Annotated in this window: 12 protein-coding genes; 2 read left to right on the forward strand and 10 right to left on the reverse strand. The window is 45.5% G+C overall.

Annotated elements, in window-relative coordinates; genetic code table 11:
- Positions 1–270 precede the first annotated feature (270 nt).
- Both AC5YBZ_RS12580 and AC5YBZ_RS12585 read right to left on the reverse strand, forming a co-directional pair.
- Positions 271–1560 (reverse strand): NCS2 family permease, encoded by a 1290-nt coding sequence (locus AC5YBZ_RS12580; RefSeq protein ID WP_494542973.1) that lies wholly within the window; start codon positions 1558–1560, stop codon positions 271–273.
- Between the two features lie 905 nt (positions 1561–2465).
- Positions 2466–4004, reverse strand: a complete 1539-nt coding sequence (locus tag AC5YBZ_RS12585; RefSeq protein ID WP_494521188.1) for a M17 family metallopeptidase — start codon at positions 4002–4004, stop codon at positions 2466–2468.
- Positions 4005–4261: 257 nt separating this feature from the next.
- Between AC5YBZ_RS12585 and AC5YBZ_RS12590 the strand changes: the two genes are divergently transcribed.
- Together AC5YBZ_RS12590 and ltrA are read left to right on the forward strand one after the other, a co-directional pair.
- A complete protein-coding gene (locus AC5YBZ_RS12590; RefSeq protein ID WP_494521187.1) occupies positions 4262–5722 on the forward strand; it encodes an aminoacyl-histidine dipeptidase in 1461 nt (486 codons plus the stop codon).
- Between the two features lie 1916 nt (positions 5723–7638).
- Positions 7639–8988 (forward strand): group II intron reverse transcriptase/maturase, encoded by a 1350-nt coding sequence (gene ltrA / locus AC5YBZ_RS12595; RefSeq protein WP_494542974.1) that lies wholly within the window; start codon positions 7639–7641, stop codon positions 8986–8988.
- 81 nt (positions 8989–9069) lie between these two features.
- Here the strand turns inward: ltrA and AC5YBZ_RS12600 are convergent, their stop codons facing one another.
- The 8 genes from AC5YBZ_RS12600 to nqrF all read right to left on the reverse strand — a co-directional run bounded on the left by AC5YBZ_RS12600 (position 9070) and on the right by nqrF (position 16729).
- Entirely contained in the window at positions 9070–9465 is a 396-nt protein-coding gene (locus AC5YBZ_RS12600) for a hypothetical protein (RefSeq protein WP_494542975.1), read from the reverse strand.
- A 150-nt stretch (positions 9466–9615) separates the two neighbouring features.
- Positions 9616–9945, reverse strand: coding sequence for an MFS transporter permease (locus tag AC5YBZ_RS12605; protein WP_140290584.1), 330 nt, complete (start codon positions 9943–9945; stop codon positions 9616–9618).
- Positions 9946–11395: 1450 nt separating this feature from the next.
- Complete coding sequence (dinB, locus tag AC5YBZ_RS12610; RefSeq protein WP_494542976.1) at positions 11396–12475, reverse strand: DNA polymerase IV; 1080 nt, start codon at positions 12473–12475, stop codon at positions 11396–11398.
- Between the two features lie 275 nt (positions 12476–12750).
- Positions 12751–13218: a bacterioferritin gene (bfr, locus tag AC5YBZ_RS12615; protein ID WP_494521176.1), complete on the reverse strand. Its 468-nt coding sequence runs from the start codon at positions 13216–13218 to the stop codon at positions 12751–12753.
- A 9-nt stretch (positions 13219–13227) separates the two neighbouring features.
- Positions 13228–13701 carry a bacterioferritin gene (gene bfr / locus AC5YBZ_RS12620; protein WP_494521175.1) on the reverse strand — a complete coding sequence of 158 codons (474 nt, stop codon included), beginning with the start codon at positions 13699–13701 and terminating at the stop codon, positions 13228–13230.
- A 316-nt stretch (positions 13702–14017) separates the two neighbouring features.
- Entirely contained in the window at positions 14018–14239 is a 222-nt protein-coding gene (gene nqrM, locus AC5YBZ_RS12625; protein ID WP_494521174.1) for a (Na+)-NQR maturation NqrM, read from the reverse strand.
- A 106-nt stretch (positions 14240–14345) separates the two neighbouring features.
- The gene (locus AC5YBZ_RS12630; protein ID WP_494521173.1) at positions 14346–15362 is read right to left on the reverse strand and encodes an FAD:protein FMN transferase; all 1017 of its coding nucleotides are present in this window, start codon (positions 15360–15362) and stop codon (positions 14346–14348) included.
- A gap of 119 nt (positions 15363–15481) precedes the next feature.
- Positions 15482–16729: an NADH:ubiquinone reductase (Na(+)-transporting) subunit F gene (gene nqrF, locus AC5YBZ_RS12635; RefSeq protein WP_475514564.1), complete on the reverse strand. Its 1248-nt coding sequence runs from the start codon at positions 16727–16729 to the stop codon at positions 15482–15484.
- Positions 16730–16762: the final 33 nt, after the last annotated feature.

The raw sequence follows: 16762 nt of genomic DNA on the forward strand, positions 1-16762 counted from the left end.
TCAATTTGTAAAAAAGTATAGCGTGGGCATATTTTTAAATACATAGCATCTGTCAAAATTCATTGATTTAGTTGAATCTTTTTCTGTATAGCAGGGGTAAATCTAAAACAGTGGTTCACTAGCGCGAGAAATAACCGTGAGACATAAACGCAAAAAGCAGATAGGAGGGATGAGCGGACATCTAAAATAAAAAAGAAACAGTTTACTAAATGGTAAGAGTCTCACACAAAATAGACATGTGAGACTCTGTAAAAAGTGGGCTGAAGTTAGTTAGCCATAGATAAACTTAGCTAAAAATAGAACGGCTAATACTGCCACGCCCAGGCTCAAATCTTTATAACGACCACTTAATAGCTTAATCGCCGCATAGGCCACAAACCCCATGGCAATACCCGTTGCTATCGAGAAGGTCAGTGGCATTAAGATACATACCACCACCACTGGGGCCGCTTCGGTTAAGTCATCCCAATCAACATGCATTAGGCCCGACATCATTAAGATAGCCACATAAAACAAAGTGCCTGCGGTGGCATAGGCTGGCACCATACCGGCCAGCGGTGAGATAAACAGCGATAATAAAAACATTACCCCAACCACCACGGCGGTGAGTCCAGTGCGGCCACCGGCACTGACACCTGCGGTACTTTCAATGTAACTTGTGGTTGTTGAGGTGCCTAACATGGCACCAGCAATGGTCGCTGTGCTGTCGGCAGTCAGCGCGCGGTTCAATCTAGGCAAGCGGCCTTTATCATCCAGAAACCCACCACGATGGGCAACAGCCACTAAGGTGCCAGAGGTATCGAACAGATCGACAAACAAAAAGGCAAACACAACCGAGAGCATGCTGATCTCTAGGACACTAGAGAGGTCCATTTGCATAAAGGTCGGTGCAATAGAGGGTGGAATCGCCATCAGGCCATTATATTGCACATCGCCAAATAATACCCCCAGCACGGTGATCGACAGAATGCTGACGATAACGGCTGATTTCATGCCGCGATGCACCATGGCGATGATCATAAAAAAGCCCAGCACCGCCATCACAGCAGGAAATGCCGTCACATCCCCCATGCTGACCAAGGTCGCCGGATTCGCCACAACAATGCCAGCACTCTTTAGTCCGATTAACGCCAAAAACAGGCCTATGCCCGCCGCAATACCTAAACGCAGCGACATAGGAATACTGTTAACAATCCACTCGCGAATTTTGACTAAAGACAACACGAGAAAACAGACGCCAGACAGAAACACTGCACCTAGTGCCGTTTCCCAGCTATAACCCATTTCACCGACAACTGTGTAGGTAAAAAAGGCATTGAGCCCCATGCCTGGTGCTAATGCTATGGGGTAATTAGCCACTATCCCCATAATTAAACAGCCAATGGCGGCCGCAAGACAGGTCGCCACAAATACTGCGCCGTGATCCATGCCGGCATCAGCAAGCATCATAGGGTTAACGAAAATGATGTAGGCCATGGTTAAAAAAGTGGTTAATCCGGCCACCACTTCTTGCTTCAAACTAGTTTGATGTGCTTTTAATTTGAATAATTTTTCTAACATGGAACAAGGTTCCTTGAATAATAAGTCATTGTAGGGGTTAGTAATATCACCAGAGCACTGGGATATCGCGCGCCGATTATACTCGACAATGCCCCAATAACAGCCAATCAGAGAGCAATAAGATGCAGAACACTGAATTTTAGGCAAAAAAAAGCCTGCTCAAAGAGCAGGCAAGACATGTATCAAGTGTTCCTAACGGAAAAGAGTTACCGCGCTAGCGGATGACACTGACATATCATTCATGGGTCAATATGAACAATATGCAACTTGAGTCTAAAATTCCCCAATATTGGGGTAAGGTTGATGGATGATGCAACTACTTGCTATCAAGTGAACTAGGTTCAATTGATAAAGGGGTAGTTAACCCTTAAAGGACATAGCAAACAATCCGCCACGCAGAGCATCAGTGTTAAACCAAGTATTCTGCCAATAAACGTATTGCATTCCTGTATAAGACATAGTCAAAACTCCTAACAAAGTTGAATAAATGAAACTTGATATTAGTCGCTCAAATTGGGCGATATACCGCAGAGTCAACTTGTCGCTCGATTCCTTGGAGAATTATCCATCCTGGATAGACTTATGTTGGAGGGCCTGTGCCAACCAACGAAGCTATTATAATCAAAACCGTAATTTTATTACAACCCTTTATGGCAATTTTTTGTAAAAAAGGCTCATTTTGTAGTTTTAATACAACAAAACAACTTAAGCAGCGCATTAAGATCACACTATTTGGCTTTTTTTGAACTAAAAACGACAAGAGGCAAGCCTAAGCCTGCCTCCATCAACATAAGATAATTTGCCCCTCAATAGAGAGGTTCACACTAAAACTGAGTTAATGCACCTTAGTCATTGCACCAATCGACGCTCGCATGAGGTAACCCAAATTCATTGGCGCCAACGGCTCACTCAGCGGCAAAGATATATTGAAACAGACCCACTAAGGGGGCCGCCGTCGGTTTACCATACAGCGGTGAGCCTTCAGTGGCACTGCCTGCAATATCCACATGAGTATAAGCCAGCGGCTTATCACTCATTAAGCCGTGGGCTTGTAACCCTGAGGCTTTAAGTAAAAATGCTGCAGGGTATTGATGACCACGAGCCGTAACCGAAGAAGGCGCATTATTGGATGACACAATATCGGCCGCCGCGGAGGGGTCGATAAGCATCTTATAATCTTCACGGCGCAAACGAGACACCTCGATAGGCTCAGCCCACGCTTCACTCACCTCTTGCAATTGCTCCGCCACGCGCTGCGAACGCGCCACGGCATTTTCAACCACAGCAGTATAATTGCCATAACAGCGCACCACATGCCCTGTTAGGGTTGCGACCGAAAACAGCTGCGGTGCCACCGCATTAGCCGCCTTGATACGTAAATGCGACAGCAGATCGGCCAAGACTAAACGTCCCTCGGCATCGGTATTACCGATGCGCACGCGCACGCCCGCATGGCTACTGATGATCTCATCGGTAACAAAGGCTTCACTACCAATACTGTTACGTACCAACCCAAGCTCGGCAACGACGCGTATTCCCTTTGGCTTGAGTATGGCCAAGGTTTTCATCAGCCCGGCAATGGCAGCGGCCCCGCCTTTATCACGGCTCATGCCCGCCATGCCGCCACCGACCTTGATATCGGCGCCACCAGTGTCGTACACCACCCCTTTACCGGCAAAAAAGTAACTGCGGGTGATCTCGTCATCGGCACAATATTCCACCTTAACTACCCGAGGTTGGTGGCGCGATACCGCAAAAGAGGAGCGCCCAACGGCGCTCAGCAGAGGATAATCACGCTCAAGTACATCTCGATCTTCAATTACGCTCACGCTTAAGCCCGAATCTTGATACGCCTCAAGGCAATATTGTGCAAACGCGGGGGCCGACATCCGCTCGGGCTCGGTACCGCACAGATCTCGTGCAAGATGACGCCCAGCTTCGATGGCATTAAGTACCTTAGCCTGCACATCACTAACCAATAAACCAATAGTATCGATACCATCGGTGAGCGCGACCGCTTCACGCAGCTCTAATGCTTGCCACAGCTCTTGGCCACAAGCCAAAGCCGCAACAGCAAGTGATTGACGATATTGCTGGGCGTTACTCGGTGAAATAATCAATAGTGGCTGACGAGCCCCAGCATCTTTAGCCAGCGCAATGCCTTGACGGGCAGCCTCGGCGTAAATACGCACATCTTCAACATCCTGGTCATGACCCAGTACTGGCGCGACGATTAAACGCCCGCCAGCCAAACCGGGCGCAAATAATAAGGTGGCACTGCGCCCTACTCGCGCATCGACCTTAGCGCCATGGCGCGCCAGTAAACTGATCTCGTCGATATCGATAGCATCGATACTTGGCGTTACCACGATAAGTGCATCCCAGCCTGCACCTTCAAAAATGGCATCATTATCTTGTACATCAACAAACGTTATTGGATTCATATCCATTCCCTATGCTTGTGAACTCGATATCGCTCTGCGGCGGATCATCGTAGTCAGATTGTTGTGGCATTATTCACTTTATGTAGCAATAAAGCCAAGTGAAATCAGAACTATTGTTATCCTATCTGGCAACTTTGTATGACATATATCACAGGCAAAATCGACTTTAATCGACCCGAGTAAAATCACCTTATGATAGACTGTGGCCAATTTTGACCTCAAAGACCTATATTAAAGAATGAAAGAGGAGTTTGTCCGTGAGCACATTAAGTCAATTGCAACCTCAAGCCTTATGGCAGTGGTTTGAACAGATCTGCGCCATTCCCCACCCGTCAAAGCATGAGCAAGCATTAAGTCAACATATTCAAAACTGGGCCAAAGACAAAGGGCTCAGCGTTGTCGAAGATAAAGTTGGCAACCTGATCATTAAGAAACCCGCCACACCAGGCATGGAAAACCGTAAAGTCGTCGCCCTGCAAGCCCATATCGATATGGTGCCGCAAAAAAATGCCGACAAAGAACATGACTTTGAAAAAGATCCTATCGAAGCTTATGTCGATGGTGATTGGGTAAAAGCCAGAGGCACAACCTTAGGCTCAGACAACGGTATCGGCATGGCGTCGGCCTTGGCTATTCTGGGCAGCAATGATATTGCTCACGGCCCATTAGAAGTGCTACTGACCATAGATGAAGAAGCAGGCATGACCGGTGCATTTGGGTTAGAAGCAGGTTATCTTGATGCTGAGATCTTGATCAACACCGACTCGGAGCAAGAGGGTGAGATCTATATGGGCTGCGCCGGTGGCGTTGATGCTCAAATCAATGTGCCTATGGTATGGCAAGCGCCAGAGCCGTCAAACGCGACCTACACTCTGTCGATTTCAGGTCTCAAAGGCGGGCACTCAGGTGTTAACATTCATTTAGGCCGCGGCAATGCCAACAAGCTTCTGGCCCGTTTTTTATTTAATCACGCCGATGAGTTAGCACTTGAACTGACCAACTTTACTGGCGGCTCGCTGCGTAATGCCATCCCCCGCGAGGCAAGCGTCAGCTTTATGCTGCCCAGTGAAAATGTGGCGCGCCTAAATGAGTTAATGCAAGAGTTTACCGCTCTCGTTCGACAAGAGTTAGCCATTGCCGACCCAGATATGCAGTTAACCCTGCAAGAGGCTCCAGCGGCGAAACAGGTAATGAGTGAAGATGCGCAGCAAACGCTTATCGATCTGCTGCATGCATGCCCTAATGGCGTGATGCGCATGAGCGATGAGATAGCAGGCGTAACAGAAACCTCGTTAAACGTTGGCGTGATCTCAACCGAAGCAGAATCAGTCAATATTCTTTGTTTAATTCGCTCGCTTATCGATTCTGGTCGTAAAGAAGTGGAAGGCAACCTAACAGCACTGAGCAACTTAGCGGGCGCAGAGGTGGAGTTTAGCGGTGCTTACCCCGGCTGGAAGCCAGACAGCAGCTCCCCAGTGATGGCGATTGTCAAAGACACCTATGAGGCAATTTACCATAAAGAGCCAACCATAATGGTGATCCACGCCGGGCTTGAGTGTGGCTTGTTTAAGAAGCCTTACCCTGAGATGGATATGGTCTCCATTGGCCCCACCATCCGCTATCCTCACAGCCCAGATGAGATGGTATTGATTGAGACCGTCGATCAATACTGGAAGCTGCTTCTAGCCGTACTCGAACGTATTCCAGCAAAAGCCTAAGCGGCGATACATCAAAAAGGCGCCTATGAGTCATCATAGGCGCCTTTTTTGTCGGCACACAAAATGTTGCTGTTATGCGGTATTCAACGATATGGGTGTTTACCTAACGAACGCTAGCGTTAACCTTTATTGATTTGAATTGCTTGCAGCATGCCTTTGGTGCAGGTACTTCTGAGGCTCACTGACTTTTTGTTAAACAAGAGCCATCCCTAGGCGCTCTGCGATTTCATCCCTGAAATAGAAGGCCTCAGCCGCACCTACACCGAGTTCTTAATCTCTTCGATTTGACCTTAATCTTGGGTCTCGGACAATCAAAAGCAAAATTGTTTTTGGACAAAAGTGTGTTTGCCTTCGAATGAAGGTGTTGGCATTTTTGGCTTGTAGCATTTAGTCGAGTTGGTTTTTATTGATTGATGGTAGCGTTAACCTTCATCATTTTGAATTGCCTGCCGCAGGCCTTTCGTGCAGGTATTTCGGTGGGGCGCTGCAAGTATATCCCTATACGCTCGACGGTGGCATCCATGCCACCAACCCCCACCGCCATACCTACACCGACTTATCACTCTCTTCGATTTAGCCGTCATTGGTATCCACAGAACCATTAAAAGCTAAATTATTTTTGGACAAAAGTATCTTGGCCTTCGAATGAAGGTGTTGGCATTTTTGGATTTTGCATTTGGCTGAGTTGGTTTTTACATCGCTGATGGCAGCGTTGACCTTCATGGTTTTGAATTGCTTGCCGCAGGCCTTTCGTGCAGGTACTTCTGAGGCTCGCTGACTTTTTGTTAAACAAGAGCCATCCCTAGGCGCTCTACGATTTCATCCATGAAATCGAAGGCCTCAGCCGCATCTACACCCGAGTTCTTAATCTCTTCGATTTGACCTTACTAGTGTCACTCGGGCAATCAAAAGTTAAGTTGTTTTTGGACAAAAGTATCTTGGCCTTCGAATGAAGGTGTTGGCATTTTTGGCTGGTAGCATTTAGTCGAATTGGTTTTTATTGATTGATGGTAGCGTTAACTTACATTGTTTTGAATTGCTTGCCGCAGGCTATTCGTGCAGGTGCTTCTTCGGCACCGCTGTAAACCCATCCTTGGGCGCTCTGCGATTTCATCCCTGAAATCGAAGGCCTCAGCCGCACCTACACCCGAGTTCTTAATCTCTTCGATTTGACCTTACGAGTGTCACTCGGACAATCAAAAGTTAAATTGTTTTTGGACACTTTCAAGTTAAAGCCTTAACTCTAACCTGTCAGTTTCGGATAAAAATTTCTATGGGTTAACGCCTTGCTAAGCGGACTAAAATTGTGGGTTAAAATGTGGAGCGAAGCGAAACGTAACCCACTGTTTTAGTTCCGTTTAAGCAACTTGTGTACGCCCAGCATGGGCATGAACTAATGAGGTGAAAGTCCTCTGTAGGAAGATCACCGTCTAAATAACATACTGTTATTAAACGTTAACTACTAGCGAATGGCAAGGGCTTATCCGCGAGGATTGGTCTGAAGGAAGCCGCTAGCAAATTTGCGAGCTGATGAACAAGAACATCATATGAGGCGTAGGCTAGAGGTGAGTTGGCACAAGACGACGAAACCACGTGATCTAATGGCCACCGTAAATGATGCAGCAGTGCAAAGAAAGTTCATGTTCTTATCTGGGGAGATCTGCTTAACACGCGATCGGTCATTAACCAGTGAGGCTCTGGTTTATAAGTGCCTTGGCTTTTCAATTTCATCGACTGAAAAGAGCGAACTAGATGGAAACCGATAGCGCATGACAGGGTAACTTGGCATGTGATTAAGCAGAAGTCAGCAGACGGCATAGTAGCCCAATGCCCATCGTAATGGATGGGATAGCATACCCCGCGGTAGCGTTGTGGGTACATGGTGAAGGCCTGAACATTTAGAAGAAGGAGGAGTCTTGTCAAACTTGTCGATACCCACTACGTCGCCAGACGATTACTATCAGCAGCGTATTGATATGCAACCGGCTTTCAACCGCGATCTATTCCAACAACTGCTCGAACCTAAAAATCTACACCGGGCGTGGCGTCAAGTTAAAGCCAATAAAGGCGCAGCTGGCGTCGATGGCATGACCATCGAAGCCTTCCCGCTCTGGATGCAACAAGGCGGCTGGCAACAGTGTAAATCTCAATTAGAGCTAGGTGAATACCAACCCTCAGCGGTCAGGCGCGTAGAGATCGACAAACCCGATGGAGGTAAACGCAAATTGGGGATCCCTAACGTCATTGACCGTGTGATACAGCAAGGCATTGCTCAAATACTCACGCCACTGTTTGACCCATTCTTCTCGACCAACAGCTTTGGCTTTAGGCCGAACAGAAATGCCAAACAAGCGGTACTGCAAGTAAGGGATATCATCAAACTGAAACGCAAATTTGCCGTCGATGTTGATCTGTCCAAGTTCTTTGATCGAGTAAATCACGACCTGTTGATGACTCAATTGAGGATCAAGGTACAGGATAAGCGTCTGCTGGCGCTTACTGGTAAATACTTGCGTGCTGGCGTGATGATCAACGACCAATTTGAAGCAAGTTTTGAAGGCGTGCCTCAAGGCGATCCACTCTCACCATTACTCTCTAACATTATGTTGGATAGTCTGGATAAAGAGCTGGAAAGTCGAGGGCATAAATTCGCTCGCTACGCAGACGATTTTATCATCTTGGTAAAATCTCAACGAGCGGGTGAACGGGTACTCAAGAGTATTACTCAATACCTTGCCACTAAGCTAAAACTGGCCGTTAATGAGCAGAAAAGCCAAGTGGTTAAGGTCGATCAAAGCAAGTTCCTTGGTTTTACCTTTAACCGCGGAAAGATCCAGTGGCATGCTAAAACATTACACATTTTCAAACAAAAGATGAGGCGACTAACGAACCGAAATTGGGGCGTGAGTATGAGTTATCAGCTGTTTAAAATGCGTCAATACATGCAAGGCTGGATCAATTACTTTGGCATAGCCAACGCTTACCAAGGGTGTGTCGATTTAGACCATTGGATCCGTCGTCGAGTACGGATGTGCTACTGGCGTCAGTGGCGAAAACCACGGACTAAGGTGCAGAATTTACTTAAACGAGGCGTCAGGATCCAAGCAGCCGTTGCTTGTGGGATCACAAGTAAAGGCCCATGGCGGAGCTCGAAAACACCAGGAATACAGCAAGCGCTGAGTAATGAGTATCTTAAGAAAGCAGGATTGTATTCACTGAGAGATGGATGGATCGCGGTTCACTATCCGAACCAGAAAACAGGTTAAGCGTTCTAAATGAACCGCCCTGTGCGGAGCCGCATGCAGGGTGGTGTGGGGGCTGGAGGCTAGATACCTCCGGCTACCCGATTATGTGTTTTGTTCTAAATATTGAGTAGCTTTTTTTACTGCAACTTTTTTGGCTACATCAATGACTATTGACAATCCTTGCTCTTTGAAATTATTAGTTATTGTTGCAAGGATATCAGGCTTATTTAACGAATTAGCAAAATCATGACCATCACTAGATAAACGCCAAGGTTTAATGTGCACCATGTAATTATCGGATAGTCCACGGACGCCTAAATTATCATTAGTTAAAGAGCCAACTATTAAATCTTTGTCCTGTAATATCTCTAAATGAAAAACTAATTTATCTTCATTTTCCACACGTTGTTTTTTAAAATCGTTCCATGTCACCACAGGAAATTCTGAATCCAAAAATACATCGAGTATTTCTTTTAAATAATTATAATCGATTCTCATAAATATCCTTAAACACCAAACTCAAAAAACACATAACGCCCTGTTAAGGTGTGAGCAACGCAATACCGAAGCTACCGCATACCACCTTAAACACTAAAAGCAACGCATAGCAAAAATGCCAAGCGTTGCGAATCACTCTTAAACAGATTGTTATAAAACAACTCCCCACGAGGCAAGAACTATATTTATCAAGTAGACAATTAAAGCAGTTGTCGCAAATATAAATGACCATTGAGATAAGCTGCTAAAGCGTCTAATTATCCAGTACTTAGCAACTTTATCATCGAAATTATCCTTGTCTTCAGACATGTAATAACCAAATGAAAACAAAGCATTGAGAACTAGAGCTGTAATATAAAATATTGTAGAAAATTGTAGTAATTGACTAGCCGAGATCAGTTCAGCTTTATCAACAACAGCTAGAACGAACGCAAAGCTCGCTCCCGTGAAAGTCGGATAAATAATTTTGCCTAATGCCATTTTAGCCTCTGTTTTATAACAGCTTATTGATTAGCAGCAGGATAACCTCCTGCTTTCTTGTAAGTCTCTTCGTCAAAATATCACTTGTAAGTGTTTGTTGTAAATATATTTTTCAACAAAAAAATACAGGTTAAACATGACAATTTAACATATAAAAAAGATGCATAGGTGTTTACGAGATCTGCATAGCACTTTTATATATATTACAAACTATTGATAATAATGAGTTAATGTTTAGAAGTTAGTATTATCGATGCGCCAATCAAACGATTTATGCATCTTTTTCATAGTAATTATCTTAACTTGAACTATACATGGCTCTTCGTCGAAGGTGGTGGTAAACGTAGCTTTTAAGATAAACTTCTTCGTACAATTTCATATTCCCGATAGTCATGAGCGAAACCCTTTTATACCAGAAAGTATTAGGCCTAAAGGCTCCATGTGGTAGTCTTTAAGGCATACTACAAGACAAGTTACTAGGGCCTTATCTTTTGCTTTCCGCATTAGTTAATATAAGGTAAACACAGAAGCACAAAGTTCGAATGAGTAATTGTTCTAAATGATAAAGGGGCAAAAGTACGTTAGCCTTTAACTCGCTACTCGTATCAAATGAAGTCCAATCGAAGAGACGTTAGGTAGAGGTGTAAGCGCGGTTTTGGCCTTCGAAATCATGGATGATTTCGCAGAGCCCACACGGACGTGCTTGCGGCGAGCCAAAAGAGCGCTTGCACATTCCTCGCCGGACAGGCGATTAGTAACAGCTAAGGTGTGACCTTCAAAGACTTTCAATAAATGAGAGTGTAGCCCAACGCTACTAAGCCAAAAAATGCCACACCTTCATTCCAAGGACACCAAAGTTTGGGGCAAAAGCACGTTAGCTTTTTACTCATTATTCGTATCAAATGAAGTCCAATCGAAGAAGCGTTAGAGATAGGTGTAAGCGCGGTTTTGGCCCTTGGCGGCATGGATGCCGCCGTGGAGCGTATAGGGATATATTCACAGCGAGCCAAAAGAGCGCTTACACATAAGCCTGCTGCAAGCAATTAACTCACATTGAAGGTTCGACCTTCAAACACACTTAACAAATAAGATGTAGCCGAACGCTACTATAGCTAATCCCAAAAATTCCAAGCCTTAATTTCAAGGCCAGCAAACTTTGGGGCAAAACTAGGTTAGCTTTTAATGCGTTATTAGTCTCAAATGAAGTTAAATCGAAGAGAGTCAATATCCCAGTGTAAGCACGGTTTTGGCCTTCGAAATCATGGATGATTTCGCAGAGCCCACATGGATGTGCTCGCGGCGTGCCAAAAAAGTGCTTGCACACAAGCTCACCGCAGGTGATTGATAGCAATGAAGATACGACCTTCAAGCCCACTTAACCAATTCCCACCCAACCAAACGCTACTTAAGCTAATCCAAAAAATGCCAAACCTTCATTTGAAGGTTAACCCTAAAACCCGAGATCCATCTGTGCAGCATTAAATTCATCTTCACTGTCAGCGCTGACAGCAGCACTCTCTAACCCCACTGATACGCCGAGCAAGCGGATGCCGCGTCCCTCTTGGCGTGCTAACGCTTGCGATAACAGGTCATAAAACAATTTCACCGACACCTGATCGCTGCGATGCTCTATCGTGGTCTGTTTAAAATCATCAAATTTAAGTTTAACCACTTGCTTATGAATACGCCGCGTCGACGCGCTGCGACTAATGCGTGCCCCTAACTCTTGGATAAGTTGCGGCATAACCGATTCACACTGCTCCAAGGTATAGATATCCTTGGCCAGCGTTGTTTCGACTCCCACCGACTTGCGTTCCCGATGAGGTGAAATACTGCGATTATCGATCCCTTGTGCTCGCTCGGCTAAGACACCACCAAACTTACCGAAACGCTCGATTAACGCCGTTTTAGAACACTGCTGCACATCCAAACAGGTGTTTAATCCCATCTGCGCTAACTTGGCGGCAGTGACTTTTCCCACTCCGGGGATCTTTATCAGGGGTAAGGTTTTAACAAATTCGGTTATGGCATCCGGGGTGATCACATATTGGCCATTGGGTTTATTGAGATCGGAGGCAATTTTGGCTAAAAATTTAACTGGGGCTATCCCAGCCGATGCAGTGAGACCTGTAAGGTCAAATATCTCTTGCCTAATCGCTTCTGCAATTAAGGTCGCAGAGCCTTTATGGGCATCGCAATCGGTGACATCGAGGTAGGCTTCATCGAGCGATAAGGGTTCGACTAATTCGGTATAGCGATTAAAGACGCTGCGGATCTGAGTGGAGACCGCTTTATACACATCCATTCGACCCGGCACCAAAATTAAATCGGGACACAACTTTAAGGCATAGGCTGAGGCCATAGCCGAGCGTACACCAAATTGCCGAGCCTGATAATTACAGGTACTGATCACCCCGCGGCGATCGCTGCGCCCGCCCACGGCTATCGGCTTGTCTCTTAACTCGGGAAAATCTCGCATTTCAACTGCCGCATAAAAGCAGTCCATGTCCACATGAATAATCTTTCTCAATGGGCATTACCTCCACCCGCAAGAATACTGTATATTTAAACAGTGCACAAACACTTATCCATGCCAACTCACCTAAACCTGCCACGGCAGTAGGCTTAAAGGCCCTACCGCCTTAAGCGTAAACAAAAAACCACAGCATTATGCTGTGGCTTAGATCTAACGTTTTAGCTATCAGCTACTTTTATCCGCCATGATTAGAACAACCAGAGTGAACTTGGAGCAATTCAAATAACCGCGACTTGCACTACCTTAGTTGCAGCCCACAGCTTATAACCTTACATCTTAGACTGCAGGTAATTTTGCAGCCCAATTTTATCGATGAGACCCAGTTGTTTCTCTAACCAATACATGTGATCTGACTCGGTTTCCTCAAGTAATACCTCGAGCAATTCGCGTGAGACATAATCTTTGTGGGCTTCACATAAGGCGATGGCTTTGCGCAGGTTATCGGCAACTTGATACTCATAGTTAAGATCATTTTGCAGCATCTCTTGCGGATCTTTACCTATGTGCAGTGCTTCGCGGCTGGCTACATCGGGTGTGCCCTCGAGAAACAGTATGCGCTCAACCAACTTTTTGGCATGTTCACGTTCATCATCTGACTCATGGGAAATGCGCTCATGAAGCTCGGTTAAGCCCCAATCATCGTACATCAGCCCGTGAACAAAATATTGATCCATCGCCGACAATTCGCCAGTAAGTAATTGATTAAGTGTATTAATAATGTCTTGATTTCCTTTCATCCTAAACTCCTACTCTGACTCTATCTGCGCTTGTAAATAGTTCTGGATCCCTGTCATCTTAATCAAGTCTTGCTGCGCTTCAATCCAATCGAGGTAGGTCTCTTCATCTTCGAGTAGATCTTCTAGGATTTCACGGCTGACATAATCTTGCTCAGACTCACAAAGGCTGATCACGTTACGTAGTTCACTCAATTGTGCTTTAAGCATGGTTTTATCGCATTGCAGCATCTCTTGCGGGTTTTCACCAATATGCAGTTTTTCAAGTTGCTGCAGATTAGGCAGACCTTCGAGAAACAGTACCCGCTCGATCAACTTGTCGGCGTGTTTCATGTCCTGAATCGACTTTTTATAACATTTTTCGTTGAGCTCTTCTAAACCCCAATTTTTGTACATACGCGCATGCAAAAAATATTGGTTAATGGCGGTAAGCTCAAATGTCAAAATCTTATTGAGATGCCGAATGACATTCGGATGACCTTTCATAGCAATTATCCTTATATTCTATGAGAAACGGTAGCAGGCTGACGACGTAAACTAACACCGACATAGCATAAGTCTGATGCGCTTACACAACATTACCCCGTTAGGGAATAACACCCTCAAGCTACTGGATCGTGGCAAGGAATACAATGTTACCCTTAGACTGGGGAGTGAACTTATTAGCCCAAACCTTAACTCTAATAGGATCACAGTATAGTATATGGCACTAATCTTAGGCTGAAAGCCCCGTGAATGAGAGTCATAGAAGGCAATAAAAAAGGCACCGCTATCGGTGCCTTTGTTACATCAAATTGAGGTGTTATATGATGCGGTCTTGATTATATTTGTTGCTGCGTTCTTCTTCAGCCATTTTCGCCTTGCGCTTGTCGCACGGATCATCGCAATCACACGCTTTGTCGATGCCTAAGGCGCCTAATCCACCACAGCTACCGGCAACCGCTTTCTGCTTCACGATATAACCAACCGACATTAATACAAAAAACAGCAGTAATACCACAAAAGCCGCTAAAAAAGTGCCCATCATATACTCCAAATGCACACCGCCTACTGGGCAGACAATATGCGTCAATAATCAATTGGGTGAACTGCCAAACAGCGATGATGCCTATGACAGATCTAATATTGTATCACAAGCCAACAAAAGGCTTAAACGCATCGCTGTAATAGACCTTGAAACCGTCAGGCTGCTTTTCTATTAGCATGATGGCAAGATTGTGCTCTTGGGCTAAGGCTAATGAGTCTTCGGTGCCCATCACCATCATGGCCGTCGCGTAGCCGTCGGCTATCATACACTGCTTGTGTAGCACAGTCACAGAAGCGAGACGATGATTGACCGGATAACCAGTTCTTGGGTCGATTATATGGGTGAAGCGTTGACCCTCTTCTTCGTAATAATTACGGTAATCACCTGAGGTTGCCATCGCCATATTACCTGGCGCTATCACCTGCTGCACCTGACGTTCATCGACATCGGGCTGCTCAATGGCAATACGCCATGGACTACCATCGGCTTTGGTGCCGTACAGGCTCACTTCTCCGCCTATCTCCACCAAATAACCTTTAGGTTGATATTTAGCTAAAAGGCTAGCCACTTTATCGACCCCAAACCCCTTAGCAATGGAGGATAAATCGACATACAGGTCAGGATTATCTTTATTGAGTTTCACGCCATCGATGCTTAAATGCTCGATACCCGTTTTAGCTTTGGTCTGCGCTATCAGCTCACTGCTAGGCACTTTGACGGGGCGCTTGTCGGGGCCAAACCCCCACAAGTTCACCAGCGGACCCAGTGTGATATCTAACGCACCATCGGTGCTCTGATATAAGTCGATCCCGGCCTGAATCACATAAGCCGTATCTGGTGAGACCTCGATAGTGCTAGCCAATGCCATCTGATTAAAACGTGACAGTTCGGAGTTACTTCGATAGGTCGACATCTGGTTGTTGACTTTTTCTAGTGCCAGCTCAATTTCGGCCTGCAAAAGCTGCTCATTTGGCACCTGTTCACCACTGACCAACTTGATGTGATAGGTGGTGCCCATGGTTTGGCCTGATAGCGAGATCATGGGAGCCGCTTGGTTACAAGCAGAAACAAAAAAGGCTAGCCCAATTAAGACTAACCTATTGATAAAGGTCTTCAACATATTGACCGTATTCCTTAATAATCAATCAGATTAACAACAATGGATTTCACCACAGCACGCCTAAGCGCCCTGGGTGAAATCACATAATGCTGATTCGATATTATCACAAGAACCTGCGATTAACCGCCGAAGTCATCCAATAAGATGTTTTCATCTTCAACGCCCAAATCTTTTAGCATACCGATAACGGCCGCGTTCATCATTGGAGGACCACACATGTAGTACTCACAATCCTCAGGCGCTTCATGGTCGCGTAGGTAGTTTTCATACAAGACGTTATGAATAAAACCTGTGTAACCATCCCAGTTATCTTCTGGCTGTGGATCTGACAAGGCAACATGCCACACAAAGTTAGGGTTCTCTGCTGCTAGGCCGTCAAAATCTTCAACATAGAACATTTCACGCTTAGAACGTGCACCGTACCAGAAGCTGATCTTACGCTTAGACTTAAGACGTTTGAGCTGGTCAAAGATGTGTGAACGCATTGGGGCCATACCTGCACCACCACCGATAAAGACCATCTCTGCATCGGTATCTTTAGCGAAGAACTCACCAAATGGACCAGAAATAGTTACCTTATCGCCCGCTTTCAGGCTCCAGATGTACGACGACATCTTACCGCAAGGCAAGCTCAAGTTACGTGGAGGCGGCGTAGCAATACGCACGTTCAACATGATGATACCTTCCTCTTCAGGATAGTTCGCCATGGAGTACGCACGAATGGTTTCTTCGTCCACTTTTGATTCAAGATTAAAGAAGCCAAAATGTTCCCAATCACCACGATATTCTGCTGGTACATCAAAATCAGCATATTTTACATGGTGAGCAGGCGCTTCAATCTGAATATAACCACCAGCGCGGAAAGGCACTGATTCGCCATCAGGAATTTGCAGCTTAAGCTCTTTAATGAAGGTCGCTTTGTTATCGTTAGAGATAACTTCACAATCCCACTTCTTAATACCGAAGATCTCTTCTTCTAGTTCGATCTCCATATCGGCTTTCACGTTTACCTGACACGATAAACGGCAACCGTTACGGGCATCGCCTTTAGAGATATGGTCGCGCTCTGTTGGCAGAATATCGCCACCACCCGACTTAACGATCACTTTACACTGACCACAAGAGCCACCGCCACCACAAGCCGATGAAACGAAGATACCGTTTTCAGCGAGTGCGCCAAGTAGTTTGCCACCAGCACTGGTTTTAATTGCTTTGCCAGCATCATCATTGATGCCAATTGTGATATCACCACTTGGGACTAATTTTGATTTGGCAAATAAAATAACCAATACCAACACTAGTACAATGGCAGTAAACATACTCACACCGAGATAGACGTCGATTGGAGTAGATTCAATAATACCCATGAACTTATCCTTTAAGGTTCAAAATCTGAAGCC

The organism is Shewanella sp. 553 (genome assembly GCF_059338375.1).

Bases quoted from the DNA above. Each gene is read 5' to 3' on its own strand.
- AC5YBZ_RS12630 (WP_494521173.1), bottom strand. From the start codon at position 15,362: ATGTTGAAGACCTTTATCAATAGGTTAGTCTTAATTGGGCTAGCCTTT.
- AC5YBZ_RS12605 (WP_140290584.1), bottom strand. From the start codon at position 9,945: ATGGCATTAGGCAAAATTATTTATCCGACTTTCACGGGAGCGAGCTTT.
- AC5YBZ_RS12585 (WP_494521188.1), bottom strand. From the start codon at position 4,004: ATGAATCCAATAACGTTTGTTGATGTACAAGATAATGATGCCATTTTT.
- bfr (WP_494521175.1), bottom strand. From the start codon at position 13,701: ATGAAAGGTCATCCGAATGTCATTCGGCATCTCAATAAGATTTTGACA.
- AC5YBZ_RS12580 (WP_494542973.1), bottom strand. From the start codon at position 1,560: ATGTTAGAAAAATTATTCAAATTAAAAGCACATCAAACTAGTTTGAAG.
- nqrM (WP_494521174.1), bottom strand. From the start codon at position 14,239: ATGGGCACTTTTTTAGCGGCTTTTGTGGTATTACTGCTGTTTTTTGTA.
- AC5YBZ_RS12600 (WP_494542975.1), bottom strand. From the start codon at position 9,465: ATGAGAATCGATTATAATTATTTAAAAGAAATACTCGATGTATTTTTG.
- bfr (WP_494521176.1), bottom strand. From the start codon at position 13,218: ATGAAAGGAAATCAAGACATTATTAATACACTTAATCAATTACTTACT.
- nqrF (WP_475514564.1), bottom strand. From the start codon at position 16,729: ATGGGTATTATTGAATCTACTCCAATCGACGTCTATCTCGGTGTGAGT.